Origin of the sequence: Pseudarthrobacter sp. LT1 (genome assembly GCF_035621795.1) — a bacterium.
GTDB lineage: Bacteria > Actinomycetota > Actinomycetes > Actinomycetales > Micrococcaceae > Arthrobacter.
On the sequence record NZ_CP141830.1, the window covers coordinates 2524626 to 2540402 of the forward strand.

Here is a 15777-nt window from a genome sequence, read left to right on the forward strand (position 1 = left end):
GGTCCCTGCCGGGCCCGTGCCCGGACAACGCGGCGCTGATCACATTCCGGCGGCCCTGAGGCCGGGTCCTTTGTGGTGCGGCAGCACCCGCTTAGGCTTTCGGGTATGCCGACGTACCCGCAGCAGCCTCCCTCCGGCCTCCCCGACGACCACTACCGCGGCGGCTACCGTCCCCTGCCCCAGCAGGCCAACCCCAGCTGGATGGGCCATGTGCAGCCGGAACACTACCGGGCTGCCCCGGGCCACCAGGGCCAGCCGCTGGCCGTGATGGTGCCGGCCCAGGCCCAGGGAACGGTGCTGCATGCGACGCGGGCCCGCGGCGGGCTGGTGGGATTGTCGATTGCCGGCGGCGTGCTCGCTTTCCTGAGCCTGTTCCTGGTGGTGCCGTTCCTTTTGTCCAACACGGGCGCCGCGGGATTCCTGATTGGTTTCCTGGCGTCCCTGATCCCGCTGGCGGTGGTCCTGACAGCGGTCCACATCATCGACAGGTGGGAGCCGGAGCCGAAACGCCTGCTGTTCTTCGCCTTTACGTGGGGCGCGGCGGTGTCCGTGGCAGTCACCCTGCTGATCCAGCCGTTCTTCGTCATCGCATTCCAGTTCACCGACCAGCCTGACCTGCAGACCTATATGGCAACAGTGCAGGCCCCCATCGTGGAGGAATTCGCCAAGTCCCTTGGGCTGCTGATCCTCCTGCTCGCGGCGCGGCGGCAGTTCGACGGCCCCGTGGACGGCGTGGTGTTTGCGTTCACCATCGCCGGCGGGTTCGCGTTCACCGAGAACATCCTCTATTTAGGCCGGGCCATCTCGGAGTCCGCGTCACCGGCCAGTGACTTCGCGCAGATCTTCTTCCTCCGCGGCGTCATGTCCCCGTTCGCGCATGCCATCTTCACCGGCACCACCGGCCTTGTCATGGGCTTCGCCGCACGGCGCTGGCACACCGGCGCGTCCATTGGCGCCTTCTTCGTGGGCCTGCTGCCGGCCATGTTCCTGCACAACAGGTGGAACAGCATGGGCCAGGGCTTCCTGCTGGACTACATCGTGGTCCAGGTGCCGATCTTCGTCCTGGCCGTGGGAGGCATCATCTTCCTGCGGGTGGCCGAGAAGCGGCTGACGGGGCAGCGGCTGATGGAGTACTCGGCGGCGGGCTGGTTCACCCCGGCCGAGGTCCAGTTGCTGGCCACTTTGGGCGGCCGGCGCACCGCCCTGGCCTGGGCTGCGAACTCCGGCCGGAAGCGGCAAATGAAGCAGTTCATGAAAGCCGCCACGCAGCTTGCCAACACCCGGCAGCGCATCCTCAGCGGACGGGACGTGCCGCTCCACCAGGCCGAGGAAAGGCAGCAGTTGCAGCGCATCCTCTCACTGCGGGCGGCCGTGGCCGGCTGAACCTGCACCCGTGGGAACGCGATAGGGCCCCGCCTGCGGCGGGGCCCTATCGCGTTGTCCTGCGGGGAGGCTAGGCGAGCAGCGAAGGCTTCAGCTGCTGCAGCCGGCCCAAAAGGCCATTGATGAACTGCGGAGACTCGTCCGTCGACAGCGTCTTGGCCAGCGCAACAGCCTCGCTGACCGCTACGCCATCGGGGACGTCGTCGTTGTACAGAAGCTCCCAGGTGCCGATGCGCAGGATGATGCGGTCCACGGACGGCATGCGCTCCAGGGTCCAGCCCTGCGAGTAGGTCTCCAGGAACTCATCGATGGCGGCCTGCTGGGACACTACGCCTTCGACAATCTCCAAGGTGTAGGGGTTGACCACCTGGTCGGTCTTTTCCCGGCGTGCGCGAAGCACGTCGAACGCCGAAACAGAGCGCTGCTCCGCTTCGAAAAGAACATCCAGTGCCCTGCTGCGGGCTTTACCGCGGGCGCTCACTACTCAGAAACCCGGCCCAGGTAGCTGCCGTCGCGGGTGTCCACCTTGACCTTGGTGTTGTTCTCGATGAACAGCGGGACCTGGATTTCGTAGCCGGTTTCCAGGGTGGCGGGCTTGGTGCCTGCGGAGGAGCGGTCGCCCTGCAGGCCCGGCTCCGTGTAGGTGATTTCCAGGACAACGCTCGGCGGCAGTTCGATGTAGAGGGGGTTGCCGTCGTGGATGGCGATGTTGACCATCTGGTTCTCGAGCATGAAGTTGGTGGCGTCACCAACCGTGGCGCCGGACACGGTGATCTGGTCGTAGTCCGAGGTGTCCATGAAGACGAAGTCTGCGCCGTCCTGGTACAGATACTGGTAATCGCGGCGGTCAACGGTTGCCGTTTCGATCTTGAGCCCGGCGTTGAACGTCTTGTCAACAACCTTGCCGGACATCACGTTGCGCATCTTGGTCCGGACAAAGGCGCCGCCCTTGCCGGGCTTGACGTGCTGGAATTCGATGACGTTCCAGAGCTGGCCCTCGAGCTTCAGGACCGTTCCGTTCTTAATGTCGTTAGTGGTTGCCACTGGTTTCCTCTGGTTTCTTTGTCTGGCCGCGTGGTCAGATGCTGTATGCCGGGCGGGCACGCCACAACGGCCCGCCTGCACGTGTTTGTCAAAAATCGCGTGGATGCAAAAATTCCACAACCATTCTACCGGTAATTCCGGGGCAGCCTTTCCGCGGCCACCGGGCTCCGGGTCAGCAGGCCAGGTCCAGGACGTCCCGGGCGCGCTGCAGGGCCACCGTGGAGGAGTAGATCTGGGCGGCATCCGCGGACTGCGCCACCCGCAGGTCCAGTGCCTTGGAGAAGGATTCAACGGCAGCGGAGGTGTGCCCGGCTGCATACTGTGTCCGCCCCAGGTATTGCAGGGCCAGCGCTTCGCGGGAGGTGCCATGCACCTCCGCCACAAGCTGGCGGAACAGTTCGATGGCACGGTCCATCCGGTGGGAGACGCTCAGCACCTCGGCCTCGAACACGCGCAGCCGGAACGATTCCGGGTCCTTGAAGCGGGCTTCGGCCAGCAGTTCGGCGGCGTCGGACGCGTGGCCCTCAACCAGCAGCACGAAGATCTGGTCGGCGGGATCGGTGGAGGCGGCCAGGGCGTCGCGGACGGCGTCCTCGTTCACGATCTGCGGCCGCAGGGTGTCCGGGTTGATCCGGATACCGGGGAACCCTGCCTCGGGCCAGTCGGCGGTGCCGCTCATGTCGCCCTTCATCAGGACGCAATTTCCTGGTAGGCCGCAAACAGCAGCGACGTGTCCGGGACGTCGAGGATTCCCGGTTTGGCGATGCCGTCCAGGACAACGAAGCGCAGGAGGTCCCCGCGGGACTTCTTGTCGCGGCGCATCCCGTCCAGCAGGCCCTGCCACCGGTCCCGCCGGTAGGTGACCGGAAGCCCAAGCCCGTCCAGGATGCTCCGGTGCCGGTCGGCGTCGGCATCGCTGAGCCGCCCGACGCTGCGGGCAAGTTCCGCGGCGAACATCATGCCCACGGACACCGCGGCCCCGTGCCGCCAGGAGTAGCGTTCCACCAGTTCGATGGCGTGGCCCAGAGTGTGGCCGTAGTTGAGGATTTCCCGCAGCCCGGACTCCTTGAGGTCCTCGGAGACCACCTTGGCCTTGACGGCGATGGCCCGCTCGATCAGCTCGCGGAGCGCGTCGGAACGGGGATCCACCACTGCGGCGGGGTCCTTTTCCACCAGGTCCAGGATGGCGGGATCGGCGATGAAACCGCACTTGATCACCTCGGCCAGCCCGGAAATGATCTCGTTCTTCGGCAGCGTGTCCAGGGTGTCCAGGTCTGCCAGGACGGCGGCGGGCGGGTGGAAGGAGCCTACGAGGTTCTTTCCTTCGGCGGTGTTGATGCCTGTCTTGCCGCCCACGGAGGCGTCCACCATGCCCAGCAGGCTGGTGGGCATGTGGATGACCTTGACTCCGCGCAGCCAGGTGGCGGCGACGAAGCCTGCAAGGTCGGTTACTGCTCCCCCACCCACGGCGACAATGGCATCCGAACGGGTGAAATCGTTCTGGCCCAGGACCTGCCAGCAGAAGGCGGCCACCTGGATGTGCTTGCCTTCTTCAGCGTCCGGGATTTCGGCGGTAAGCGACGTGAAGCCGGCCGCTGCGAGTTCGTCGCGGACGGTGTCACCGGTGAGGCGCAGGGCGCGGGGGTGGATCACCAGGACGCGGCGGACCCGCTCTCCGAGCAGCCCGGGAAGGTCACCAAGCAGGCCGCGCCCGACGACGACGCCGTAGTTGTTGCCGGCACCTTCGCCGGTGACGCTGATGACTGTTGATTGCGTGTTCACTTTTCAACTTCCTGTTTGGCAGCTGCGTGGTTCCGCAGTGCTGCTTCCAGCCGGCCGCCGAGCTCGGGTACCGAGCCGTGGCGGACGTCCAGGGTAATGTCGGCCAGCCTCTCGTAGACCGGCCTGCGGGTGGCGAACATTGCTGTCCAGCGGCCCATGGCGTCGCCTGCGAGGAGCGGGCGGCCCGAGTTCCGGGCGATCCTGTCCGCCACGGTATCGGCGTCGCACTCCAGGTACACAACCGTGCAGCGGCTGATGAGCTGCTGCGTGCCCGAGTCGAGCACAGCACCGCCGCCCAGCGAGATAACGGTCAGGGTCCCTTCAGCTTCCTCCACGGCATCGGCCACGGTGCGGGCTTCGATCTCCCGGAACGCGTGCTCGCCGCGCCCCGCGAAGATATCGGCGATGGAGCCGTGGCCGGCGACGATGACCGCGTCGGTGTCAATGAACCGGGCCCCCAGCTGCTGGGCGAGCTGCTGCCCGATGGCCGATTTGCCCACCGCCATGGGGCCGATGAGTACTATCGGCCGGCCGCCGAGGGGTCCGGGACTGCTGCGGTGGAGCACTACTGGCCGATCGAGTCCAGGGATGCCGGGATGTTGTCCAGGTAACCCTTGATGTTGCGCGCGGTTTCCGCCACTGAGTCACCGCCGAACTTCTCGATGACGGCCTCGGCGAGGACCAGGGCCACCATGGCCTCGGCCACTACGCCGGCGGCCGGTACTGCACAGACGTCCGAACGCTGGTGGTGTGCCTTGGCGGGTTCACCGGTGCTGACGTCGATGGTCCGCAGGGCGCGCGGAACCGTGGCGATGGGCTTCATGGCTGCGCGGACGCGGAGGACATCACCGATGCTCATGCCGCCTTCGATGCCACCGGCACGGTTGCTGGTGCGGACAATGCGTCCTTCACCGTCCCGGACGATTTCGTCGTGGGCGGCGGAGCCGCGGCGGGCAGCGGTCAGGAAGCCGTCACCGACCTCCACCCCCTTGATGGCCTGGATCCCCATGAGTGCCGCGGCCAGCCTGGCGTCGAGCCGGCGGTCCCAGTGCACGTAGCTGCCCAATCCTGGCGGGAGTCCGTATGCCAGGACCTCCACTACGCCGCCCAGGGTTTCGCCTTCCTTGTGTGCAGCGTCCACCTCGGCCACCATGGCGTCGGAGGTTTCGCGGTCGAAGCAGCGCAAGGGGTCTGTGTCCAGGGCAATGACGTCGCCGGGCACGGGCAGCGGGCGGCCTTCCGGCACCGTCACGCTGGCAATGGACACGGTGTGGCTGACAAGTTCAATGCCGAGGTGCTTGAGGAACTGCGCGGCCACCGTGCCCAGCGCCACGCGGGTGGCGGTTTCGCGGGCGCTTGCACGCTCCAGTACGGGACGGGCCTCATCGAAGCCGTATTTCTGCATCCCGGTGAAGTCGGCGTGCCCCGGGCGGGGGCGCGTCAGGGGCGCGTTGCGTGCCTGGTCGGCGAGGAGCCCGGGGTCCACGGGGTCGGCGGACATGATCTGCTCCCACTTGGGCCATTCGGTGTTCGCCACCTGAATGGCGACGGGACCGCCCTGGGTCAGGCCGTGGCGGACGCCGCCCAGGATGGTGACCACGTCCTGTTCGAACTTCATCCGGGCGCCGCGTCCGTAGCCAAGCCGGCGGCGGGCCAGGGAGTCTGCGATGTGGCCGCTGGTGATTTCAACACCGGCGGGGACGCCTTCAATAATTCCCATCAGAGCCGGGCCATGGGATTCACCGGCAGTCAACCAACGCATAATTTCCATCCTGCCACGTAGGGCGGTCACAACGCCCGTCGGGCAAGGCCGACTGCGTCACACATCACATCTATGACAGGTGCGTTAACGTCTTCCCCGCGGCGGGTGAAGAGCCGCACCTGTTCCACGGCCTGGTACAGCAGCATCTCCAGGCCGGGCACTACGGCGCCGCCGCCGGCCTGCCATACCGAGGCGATGAGGCTGGGCCACGGATCGTAGGCAACGTCGAGCAGGACGCCGGGCGTCCTGGTCTTGAAGGCCGCAATTTCCGCGGCGAGTCCATCTGCGGCGCGGGGCGGCAGGGTGGAAATGACGACGTCGGCCTCCGCCGTGGGGCGGGCCGCACCCGCCAGCGGACGGACCTCGAGGGCCACGCCAAGGCTGTCCGCGGCGGAGCGGACGTCTGCTGTCCGCGAGGCATCGCGGACAAAGACCTGCACGCTGCTGGTGCCCAGTTCCTTCAGGGCCGCGACCGCCGATGCCGCTGTTCCGCCGCCACCGAGGATGACGGCGGACGGTGCTGCCCGGGTACCGGCGTGGCGCAGGGCGTTGACGATGCCGGTCACGTCCGTGTTCGAGCCCACAGTCTTCACCCTGCCGGCGGATTCCTCGAAGGTGACAGTGTTCACCACTCCGAGGGTCCGTGCCACGCCCCGCACCTCGTCCACCTCGCCGAGCATGGCCGTCTTCAGCGGCATGGTCACCGAGAGCCCGCGCCAGCCCGGCTGGTTCCGGATCTGGCGCATGAAGGACGGCAGCAAGGCCTCCGTGACGTCGATGGCCGTGTAACTGATGCCCGCACCCAGCCGCTCATAGGCGGACAGGTGCAGGGCCGGGGACTTCGAGTGGCTGATCGGGTGGCCCAGGACGGCAGCCCGCAGGCTCATGTGCAGCGGCCCGCGTTGGCCTGGCACCACGCGTTGTACTGCTCGACGTAGGCGTTGTGTTCGGCCAGCGTCTTGGCGAACTTCGTCTCCTTGGTGTCCAGGTTGATGGTCACCCAGTACAGGTAGTCATTCGTCTTTGGCCGGGCGGCCGCGTCAATGGCGGTCTTGCCGGGTGAGCCGATGGGTCCCGGCGGCAAGCCCGGATTCGCGTAGGTGTTGTACGGGTTGGATTTGTCCTGCCGCTGCTCATCCGTGAAGTTGAAGCTTCGGGTGCCAAGGCCATACGTGACGGCAGAGTCAACCTGCAGGAAGCCGCCGGTCTGGTCGTTCGGCTTGAGGCGGTTGTAGATGGCGCCGGCCACGTCGCCGTAGTCGGCCTGGCCGCCCTCGGCCTGGACGATGCTTGCCACAATGACGGCCTGGTACTGCTTGGCGGGGTCCGTGATGCCCTGCGATACCAGTTCGTCGGTGGTGGCCTTAACCAGCGCCTGCAGGATGTCCTTGGCTTGCGTGCCCAGCGGGAAGCGGTACTCGCCGGGGGCCAGGTAGCCTTCAAGGTTTTTCGCGTTGGCCGGCAGGCCGAACTGGGCAGGTTGGTTGCTGAGCGCCTGCAGGGTCTGCATGGACACTCCGGAGCCCTCCGAGATTGCCTGCAGGGACTCGTTGATCCGCAGGCCCGCGCTCAGGGCGAAGTAAATGACCTTGGTCTTGTCCTTGCCGAGCAGCACATTCACGGCGTCAGCGTTCTTCATCTCCGTCTTGAAGGTGTAGTCCCCCGGTGACAGCGTTCCGCCGGACGCGTGGAAGGCCTGCATGAAGGTATCTGCGTTGGCAACGACGCGCTGGTCTTCAAGCTGGGCGGCGACAGAGCGCGTTCCTTCACCGCTGGCTACGGTCACCTGGACCTCGCCCGATCCGGGGCCGGGGAAATCCGAGGGCTTGCCACTGCCCAGGAGTGGCTTGAGGAACTGGGCGCCCACGGCGACTGCCGTCACGAACACAGCGAGGGTCAGGAACAGTGCCAGCAGCCTGCGGCGGCGCCGGACCTTTTTGGACGGCCGCACTACCTGGGCGGCTGATGAGCCTGGCAGCAGTTCGTGGCCTGCGTCCTGGTGCGGGACGTCCGCGTGGGGGTCCTCGTGGTATCCGCCGGAGTGGTACGCATGGTCGTCGTGCACGCCTTCCTGGTGGCCGTGCACGTCGGCCTCGTGGTGCAGGTCCGCCTCGTGGTGCGCGTCGAAGTGGTGGTTGTCCAGTGGGTGCGAATCGGCGTCGTGATGTGCGGGGTCATGGTAGTCCGCCCCGGCATGGTGGACATCGTCCGGATGGTGCCCGACGGCGTCCGGGGTGGCACCGGGGTGCGCAGCGTCCTCGTGCCCGGGGACGGCGTCGTGGTGCTGGAGAGGGGCCGGCACGTCGGTGCCGGCATCATTGCCGGGGGAACCGGGCGCAGGCTGGTCTTCCTGGATGGACGGCGGGGTCTCCGGAAGAGCCGGAACGTCTCCGGCGGCGGGAAGCGGAGCGAAGGTGGATTCGGCCGCGGGAGATGCGGCAGCCGGAGGAGCTGCCGGCGGCGGCGGGACGTCACCGGTTTCGTAGGCCTGCTCGGGCACGGCGTCGTGGCCGCCGGTGTTGAGGCTCTTCTCCCGGGCCCGCATTTCCTTGCGGGTCAGCGGCCTGGCGGCCCCGGGGTCCAGCGGACCGGAGGTGTCGTCAATGTTGGCAGGGCTCACTGTTGCCTTCCATTATGTGAAGATTGGGCCGTGTCTGCGGGGATGGCGCGGACGGGCTGGTCCACCCCACCGGCCCCCAGGTCCACGGACGGGGATGGCGCTGTCACGCGTGAGCCGACATCCGCTCCCCTGGCTTTCTGCATGTCGATGGCGTGCTGAAGAATACCCGCCGCCGCGACCTGATCAACTACTTTACGATGGTCCCTGCTGCTCATGCCAGCTTCGTGCAGGTTCCGGTGGGCCGAGACACTGCTGAGGCGTTCGTCTACAAGGTTGACCGGGACCGCCAGGCCACGGGCGGCAAGCTCGGCCGCCAGGAGCAGGGCGTAGTCGGTGGCCATCCTGGCCGAGGAGTGTTCCTCGCCCTTCATGGTCCGGGGCAGGCCAACAATGACCTGCACGGCTCCCAGCTCCTGCGCCAGTTTGGCGATGACGCGCACGTCGGAGTTTTTCCTGGCGTTCCGGTCAAGGGTTTTGTAGGGCGTGGCCAGGATCGAATCCCGGTCACAGATGGCCACCCCTACGCGGACGGTGCCGACGTCTACCCCCAGTTTGACGCCCTGGGGGTAGCCGCCGGCAGCAACAGCATCGGTCATGGCTGTGTTATCGCCTGGAGATAGCGTCGACGACGGCGGCCAGGGCAGCGCCGACCTTTCCGGCGTCGGTTCCGCCGCCCTGGGCGACGTCGTCCTTGCCGCCTCCGCCACCGCCGAGCACGCCGGCAGCGACCCGGACCAGGGCACCGGCCTTGACGCCTGCTTCGCGGGCGGCCTCGTTGGTGGCCACCAGGATCAGCGGGCGGTCATTGGCAACGCCTGCCACGGCCACGGCGGCCGCCGCGGAACCGAGGCGGTTGCGCAGGTCCAGGGCCAGTCCGCGCAGGTCGTCGGCACCGCTGACGGTTCCTGCATCGTGGGCCAGCACCCGGACACCGGCGGCATCCTTGGCGCTGTCCACCAGCTGGGCGGCAACAGCGGCCAGCTGTTCCTTGCGGAGCCGGTCCAGTTCCTTCTCGGTGGCCTTCAGCTTGGCAAGGGTGGCGGAGATCCTGTCGGCGAGCTGGCCGGACGGCACCTTCAGCAGGTCAGTCAGCTCGGTCACCAGGGCGCGCTCTGCCGCGAGGTGGCGGAACGCTTCCATTCCAACAAACGCTTCCACACGCCGGTTGCCTGAACCTACGGACTGTTCGCCCAGGAGGGACAGGCTGCCGATCAGCGAGGTGTTCGCAACGTGGGTGCCACCGCACAGCTCGCGGGACCATGCGCCGTCGATCTCGACGACGCGCACTTCGCTGCCGTAGTTCTCGCCGAAGAGTGCCATGGCGCCCATGGCCTTGGCTTCGGCCAGTCCCATGATCTTCGTTTCCACCGCGTAGTTGTTGCGGATGGCAAGGTTGGAGACCTCTTCGATCTCGGACCGCGTGGCCGTGCTCAGACCCTCGCCCCAGGCGAAGTCGAAGCGCAGGTAGCCTGCCTTGTTGAAGGAACCACGCTGGGTGGCTTCCGGGCCCAGGATCTGGTGCAGGGCGGCATGGACGATGTGCGTGCCGGTGTGGGCCTGCTCGGCGGCGTGGCGGCGTTCACGGTCGACGGCGGCGCGCACCAGCGAGTCAGCACCGATTTCACCTTCGCGGACAATCGCCTTGTGCACGCTCAGGCCCTTCACCGGGCGCTGGACGTCGAGGACCTCGACGACGAACCCGTCACCAGTGACGAGGCCGGTATCGGCAGCCTGGCCACCGGCTTCGGCGTAGAACGGGGTTTCGCCGAGCACAAGTTCGATCTCGTCGCCGGTGGCTGCCTGCTGGACGCGGCGGCCCGCGCTGAGCAGGCCGCGGACGCGCGATTCGCCCTCAAGCTCGGTGTAGCCGGTGAAGACCGTCTCACCTTCGCCGAGGATCTCCTGGAAGACGCTGACATCGGCGTGGCCGCCCTTCTTGCCCTTGGCATCTGCCTGGGCACGCTGGCGCTGTTCCTGCATCAGGCTGCGGAAGGCCGTTTCATCAACCTTCAGCCCGGCCTCCTCGGCCATCTCGAGCGTGAGGTCGATGGGGAACCCGTAGGTGTCATGCAGGGTGAAGGCATCCTCGCCGGAAAGGGGCTTGTTGGCTGCCTTGGACTCCTTGACCGCGTCCTCAAGCCGGGCAGTGCCGGACGCAATGGTGCGCAGGAACGCCTTCTCTTCGGCGTAGGCGATGCGGCTGATCCGGTCGAAGTCGGTTGCCACCACGGGGTACACGCCCTTCATGGCGTCGCGCGAAGCCGGCAGCAGTTCAGGCAGGCAGGCCTGTTCCACGCCCAGGAGGCGCATTGACCGGACGGCGCGGCGGATCAGGCGGCGCAGGACGTAGCCGCGGCCCTCGTTGGAAGGCGTCACGCCGTCGGAGATCAGCATCAGGGCAGAGCGGATGTGGTCCGCGACGACACGCATGCGGACGTCGTCCGTGTGGTGGGGGTCCTCCGGTGTCTCGGCGGAGGTGTACTCCTTGCCGGACAGTTCCGCGGCTTTGTCGATCACCGGACGAACCTGGTCGGTCTCGTACATGTTCTCGACGCCCTGCAGGATCATGGCGAGGCGTTCCATGCCCAGGCCGGTGTCGATGTTCTTCTTGGGCAGCTCACCGACAATGTCGAAGTCAACCTTGGAGCGCACGTTTTCGATCTGGTACTGCATGAACACGAGGTTCCAGATCTCGATGTAGCGGGTCTCGTCCGCCAGCGGTCCGCCTTCGATGCCGTAGGCCGGTCCACGGTCGTAATAGATCTCTGAGCAGGGACCGGCCGGGCCGGGCTGGCCCGTCGACCAATAGTTGTCCGACTTGCCCATGCGCTGGATGCGCTCAGCGGGGACGCCCGTGTTCTTCAGCCACAGTTCCTCGGCTTCGTCGTCCTCCTCATAGACCGTCACCCACAGCCGCTCGGGCGGAAGTCCGTAGCCGCCGTCGTCAACGCTCTTGGTGAGCAGCTCCCAGGCGAACTTGATGGCGTCTTCCTTGAAGTAGTCGCCGAAGGAGAAGTTGCCGCACATCTGGAAGAACGTGCCGTGGCGGGCAGTCTTGCCCACTTCCTCGATGTCGCCGGTGCGGATGCACTTCTGGACGCTGGTGGCGCGGGAGTAGGGCGCTTCCTCACGGGCGGTGAGGTAGGGAATGAACGGGACCATGCCGGCCACCGTGAACAGCAGCGAGGGGTCGCTGGAGACCAGCGATGCGGAGGGAACCGCGGTGTGGCCCTTGCTGACAAAAAAGTCCACCCAGCGCTTTGTGATCTCCTGCGACTTCATGAGCTGTTTTCTTACCCTTCTTGGTCCGCGCCGCCGGGCGGCACGGGAATTTCGTTCAGGTGGCGGGATCCCGAATGGGAGTCCTGCCGGTAGTTGGCTGGCTGCCGGTGAAATGCCCTGCCGGGCTTAGCGGCGGACCACTTCAGCGGATTCGATGCCCAGGGCCGTCCTCAGGTCGGTTTCCCGTTCATGCATCCCTGCGCGGACGGCGTCGGCGAAGTCGTAAACTCCGTCGGCCAGCCGTCCCACGGTGCGGTTGAGGCCCTCCGGCCCGAGGCTGGACTGGGCCTGGCTCACTTTTCGGAAGGCAATGACGCCAATGGCCACGCCGATTCCCATCCAGACAATTCTTTTCATGTTTGTTCTTTTCGAATCTAGCGGCTGCGGCGCCCGGCGGCGGGCTTCCGGCGGTTGGCGAAGGCGCTGCGGACGCCATAGCTGAAGGCGGCAACCTTGATGAGCGGGGAACCAACCGTTGCGGCGACCAGCGAGGACAGTGCTGAGATGTTGGCGGACGCATCCGAGACGTTCGACGAGATGCCGTCGACCTTCTTCAACTGCTGGTTGGTGGTGGAAACGGTGGCCGTGACCTCGTCCATCAGGGGGGTGGCGCCGTCGCTTAGGGACCTGATGGTGGTCCGCACCTCATCGAAGACTTTTCCCAGCTTCAGGATGGGTACCGCAAGCAGCAGGACCAGGAGCGCGAACACCCCGGCAGCGATCAGGCCGGCAATATCGCCACCAGACATAGACGTTCATCTCCTCGAAATTCCGTGGGTGGGTCCCATCCTGCAGGCGCCCGGAGGGGGCGCCGCGCAGATGTCCCCCAAGTACCTTACATACAAAGAAGCCCGCGGCGCTTGCCACGGGCTTCTTTGGGTACGCTGCTGGGATTTAGCGTGCGTAGAATTCGACGACGAGCTGCTCTTCGCAGGTCACCGGGATTTCGGAACGCTTGGGGCGGCGCACCAGGCGGGCCTGCAGCGCTTCCAGCTTGACGTCCAGGTAGGCCGGAACGGCAGGCAGGACGTCGCGGTGGGCACCGGCTGCGGCAACCTGGAGCGGAACCATGGTTTCGCTGCGGCTGTGGACGTGGACCAGCTGGCCCTCGCCGACGCGGAACGACGGGCGGTCAACACGGACGCCGTCAACCATGATGTGGCGGTGCACAACCAGCTGGCGGGCCTGGGCGATGGTGCGGGCGAAGCCGGCACGCAGGACCAGGGCGTCAAGGCGCATTTCGAGCAGTTCGATGAGGTTCTCACCGGTCAGGCCCTTGGTGCGGCGGGCCTCTTCGAAGGCACGGGTCATCTGTGCTTCGCGGATGCCGTACTGGGCGCGCAGGCGCTGCTTTTCGCGCAGACGTACGGCGTAGTCGGAGTCCTGCTTCTTGCGGGCACGGCCATGCTCACCGGGGCCGTACGGGCGGCGCTCCATGTACTTGGCGGCCTTGGGGGTCAGAGCAATGCCGAGGGACCGCGAGAGGCGGGCCTGACGGCGAGCACGAGTGTTGTTAGCCACTTGTGTCCTTCCAATATCTGCGGTGTGTCAGTGTTACTGGCCTCCACGATGGAGAGCATCGGCCAACCGCTGCCTTTTGCTACTGGGCGCAGGGCATAACCTTGCCAACCTGAATTGGGGAGATTGTGCGTCCGCGCCTTGCCAGACAAAGATTCAGCTTACCACGCCATTACTTGCCCCGGACAATCCTCCGCAGGCGTTCCAGCCGTTGGGCGATATCCCGTTCGGCACCGTTGCCGGTGGGCTGGTAGTAGTCGCGGCCCACCAGGTCATCCGGCGGGTACTGCTGGGTGGCCACTGCGTGCGGCGCGTCGTGGGCGTACTTGTAGCCCACGCCGTGGCCCAGCTGCTTGGAGCCTGGATAGTGGGCATCGCGCAGGTGCGCGGGAATTCCGACGCCGAGGCCCGCCCGCACATCCGCGATCGCTTTGTTGATGCCCATGTAGGCGGCGTTCGACTTTGGTGCGGTGGCGAGGTGGACGACGGCCTCGGCAAGGATGATCCGGCCTTCGGGCATACCGATGAGCTGGACCGCCTGTGCTGCTGCCACGGCGGTCTGCAGCGCGGTGGGGTCCGCCATGCCCACGTCCTCCGCCGCGGAGATGACGATCCGGCGGGCCACGAACCGGGGGTCCTCCCCCGCCTCGAGCATCCGGGCGAGGTAGTGCAGGGCCGCGTCCACATCGGATCCCCTGATGGATTTGATGAACGCGCTGGTTACGTCGTAGTGCTGGTCGCCCGCGCGGTCATAGCGGACGGCGGCGGCATCCAGGGCGCGCTCGGTGTGGCGCAGCTCCACGGTGACCGGCTCTTCGGTGCCCGGCGCGGAAGGTGCGCCTTCCTCCCCCACGGAACGTTCGACGTCGTCCGCGTCACCGAACGCGACGCCGGCCGCGGCCTCCAGGGCGGTAAGGGCGCGGCGGGCGTCGCCGCCGGACAGCCGGACCAGGTGTTCCAGCGCTTCATCGCTGAGCCGGACCTTGCCGCCCAGCCCCCGCGGATCCTCCACGGCCCTTACCAGGAGGCCCTCGATGTCCGCATCGGTCAGGGGCTTGAGGGTGAGGAGCAGGGAGCGGGACAGCAGGGGCGAGACCACCGAGAAGGAGGGGTTTTCCGTGGTGGCAGCCACCAGGACCACCCAGCGGTTTTCGACGCCGGGCAGCAGGGCATCCTGCTGGGCTTTGTTGAAGCGGTGGATTTCGTCGAGGAACAGCACCGTGGTGGTCTTGTACAGGTCGCGGGCCGTCAGGGCGTCGTCCATGACACGGCGGACGTCCTTGACGCCGGCGGTGATGGCGGACAGCTCGACGAACTTCCGGCCGGGTCCGCGCGCAATCACGTGCGCCAGGGTGGTCTTGCCGGTACCGGGAGGGCCCCAGAGGATCAGGGAGCTGGGTCCGGCCGGACCGGCGGCGTCCGCGCCTGCCCCGGCTGCCAGCTGGCGCAGCGGCGACCCCTGGCCAAGCAGGTGCTGCTGGCCCACCACTTCGTCCAGCGTGCGGGGCCGCATGCGCACAGCCAGCGGGCTGCGCGGCGAACCCTTGCCCCGCGAACCCTGTCCCCGGGAACCTGCGCTTTCCCCCGCGACGGGACGATCGTCGTCGTCGTTTTCTGGGCCGTTCCCGAAGAGATCATCCACATAGATAGGCTACTTCCAGTCCACCACCTGCTTTTCCCCCTCCCCCGATACGAAGGGACTGCCATGTCCGCCCCAGGTCCCCCCGGTGCCCCGCCGTCAGTCCGGACGGCGTTCGTGTCCGGTGCCCGGCTGCCCGGCTGGGTGGAGCGCTTCGGCAGCTCCCACGGCGGCTTCCGGCTGGAGGATGGCGACGACGGCCTCAGCCTCGTGGCGTCCGACGGCACCGAGGCGCTCCTGCAGGCGCCGTGGCCGGCCGACGGACGCCCCGGACGCGGAACCGGACCGCTGGAGCGGCTGGCTGCGCTTGCGTCGCAGCCGCGCCGGCTGGGACTGCTGCTGGTGCGGCGGGGCGGATACGGCATCGGGGTGGCAAGCGAAGGCACCCTGCTCGCGTCCAAGGCCGGCACCCGGTACGTCCAGTCCCGCACGGCGGCCGGCGGCCAGTCCCAGCAGCGGTTTGCCCGCCGCCGCTCCAACCAGGCGGACGCCCTGGTGGGAGCCGTGGCACAGCAGGCGGCGGAAGTGTTCCGCGCTGCCGCCTTCGAGTACGTGGTGCCGGGCGGCGACAGGGCCCTGGCCGACCTCGTCCTCCAGGACCCCGCCCTGCATGATTACGTGCGCCTGCCGCGCCTGCCCCACCTGGACGTAGCCGAACCCCGTGCCGCCGTGCTGAAGAAGGCCGCGGCAGATGCCTGCTCCGTGCGGGTCACGGTGACCGATCCGGCAGGTTAGCTCGCCGTCCTT

At 67.1% G+C, this 15777-nt stretch carries 16 protein-coding genes; 2 read left to right on the forward strand and 14 right to left on the reverse strand.

Annotated features, from left to right (window positions below; all coding sequences use genetic code 11):
- Positions 1–105: 105 nt before the first annotated feature.
- Positions 106–1383 carry a PrsW family intramembrane metalloprotease gene (locus VIK36_RS11845; RefSeq protein WP_324642056.1) on the forward strand — a complete coding sequence of 426 codons (1278 nt, stop codon included), beginning with the start codon at positions 106–108 and terminating at the stop codon, positions 1381–1383.
- A gap of 70 nt (positions 1384–1453) precedes the next feature.
- On the opposite strand, the gene nusB is transcribed toward VIK36_RS11845, so the two are convergent.
- The 14 genes from nusB to VIK36_RS11915 form a co-directional block, all read right to left on the reverse strand.
- Entirely contained in the window at positions 1454–1864 is a 411-nt protein-coding gene (gene nusB, locus VIK36_RS11850) for a transcription antitermination factor NusB (RefSeq protein WP_141160348.1), read from the reverse strand.
- Positions 1864–2427, reverse strand: a complete 564-nt coding sequence (gene efp / locus VIK36_RS11855) for an elongation factor P (protein WP_141160347.1) — start codon at positions 2425–2427, stop codon at positions 1864–1866. The genes nusB and efp overlap by 1 nt, the downstream gene beginning before the upstream one ends.
- A 172-nt stretch (positions 2428–2599) precedes the next feature.
- Positions 2600–3118 carry a tetratricopeptide repeat protein gene (locus VIK36_RS11860; RefSeq protein WP_324642057.1) on the reverse strand — a complete coding sequence of 173 codons (519 nt, stop codon included), beginning with the start codon at positions 3116–3118 and terminating at the stop codon, positions 2600–2602.
- Positions 3118–4209, reverse strand: coding sequence for a 3-dehydroquinate synthase (aroB, locus tag VIK36_RS11865; protein WP_324642058.1), 1092 nt, complete (start codon positions 4207–4209; stop codon positions 3118–3120). The genes VIK36_RS11860 and aroB overlap by 1 nt, the downstream gene beginning before the upstream one ends.
- Complete coding sequence (locus tag VIK36_RS11870) at positions 4206–4775, reverse strand: shikimate kinase (RefSeq protein WP_324642060.1); 570 nt, start codon at positions 4773–4775, stop codon at positions 4206–4208. The genes aroB and VIK36_RS11870 overlap by 4 nt, the downstream gene beginning before the upstream one ends.
- The gene (gene aroC, locus VIK36_RS11875; protein WP_324645269.1) at positions 4775–5974 is read right to left on the reverse strand and encodes a chorismate synthase; all 1200 of its coding nucleotides are present in this window, start codon (positions 5972–5974) and stop codon (positions 4775–4777) included. Before aroC ends, VIK36_RS11870 begins: the two co-directional genes overlap by 1 nt.
- Before the next feature lie 23 nt (positions 5975–5997).
- A complete protein-coding gene (locus tag VIK36_RS11880; protein ID WP_324645270.1) occupies positions 5998–6858 on the reverse strand; it encodes a shikimate dehydrogenase in 861 nt (286 codons plus the stop codon).
- A complete protein-coding gene (mltG, locus tag VIK36_RS11885; protein ID WP_324642062.1) occupies positions 6855–8591 on the reverse strand; it encodes an endolytic transglycosylase MltG in 1737 nt (578 codons plus the stop codon). The genes VIK36_RS11880 and mltG overlap by 4 nt, the downstream gene beginning before the upstream one ends.
- On the reverse strand, positions 8588–9187 hold the full coding sequence (ruvX, locus tag VIK36_RS11890; protein ID WP_255172320.1) for a Holliday junction resolvase RuvX: 600 nt from the start codon (positions 9185–9187) through the stop codon (positions 8588–8590). The genes mltG and ruvX overlap by 4 nt, the downstream gene beginning before the upstream one ends.
- A 7-nt stretch (positions 9188–9194) precedes the next feature.
- Entirely contained in the window at positions 9195–11873 is a 2679-nt protein-coding gene (gene alaS / locus VIK36_RS11895; protein WP_324642064.1) for an alanine--tRNA ligase, read from the reverse strand.
- A 126-nt stretch (positions 11874–11999) separates the two neighbouring features.
- Positions 12000–12230, reverse strand: coding sequence for a DUF6167 family protein (locus tag VIK36_RS11900; protein ID WP_224026156.1), 231 nt, complete (start codon positions 12228–12230; stop codon positions 12000–12002).
- 17 nt (positions 12231–12247) lie between these two features.
- Positions 12248–12622, reverse strand: coding sequence for a DUF948 domain-containing protein (locus VIK36_RS11905; protein WP_141160339.1), 375 nt, complete (start codon positions 12620–12622; stop codon positions 12248–12250).
- A gap of 145 nt (positions 12623–12767) precedes the next feature.
- The gene (gene rpsD / locus VIK36_RS11910) at positions 12768–13394 is read right to left on the reverse strand and encodes a 30S ribosomal protein S4 (protein ID WP_009357431.1); all 627 of its coding nucleotides are present in this window, start codon (positions 13392–13394) and stop codon (positions 12768–12770) included.
- Positions 13395–13563: 169 nt separating this feature from the next.
- Positions 13564–15033, reverse strand: a complete 1470-nt coding sequence (locus VIK36_RS11915) for a replication-associated recombination protein A (protein ID WP_324642066.1) — start codon at positions 15031–15033, stop codon at positions 13564–13566.
- Between the two features lie 63 nt (positions 15034–15096).
- Between VIK36_RS11915 and VIK36_RS11920 the strand changes: the two genes are divergently transcribed.
- Entirely contained in the window at positions 15097–15765 is a 669-nt protein-coding gene (locus VIK36_RS11920) for an acVLRF1 family peptidyl-tRNA hydrolase (RefSeq protein WP_324642067.1), read from the forward strand.
- The last annotated feature ends 12 nt before the right edge of the window (positions 15766–15777 follow it).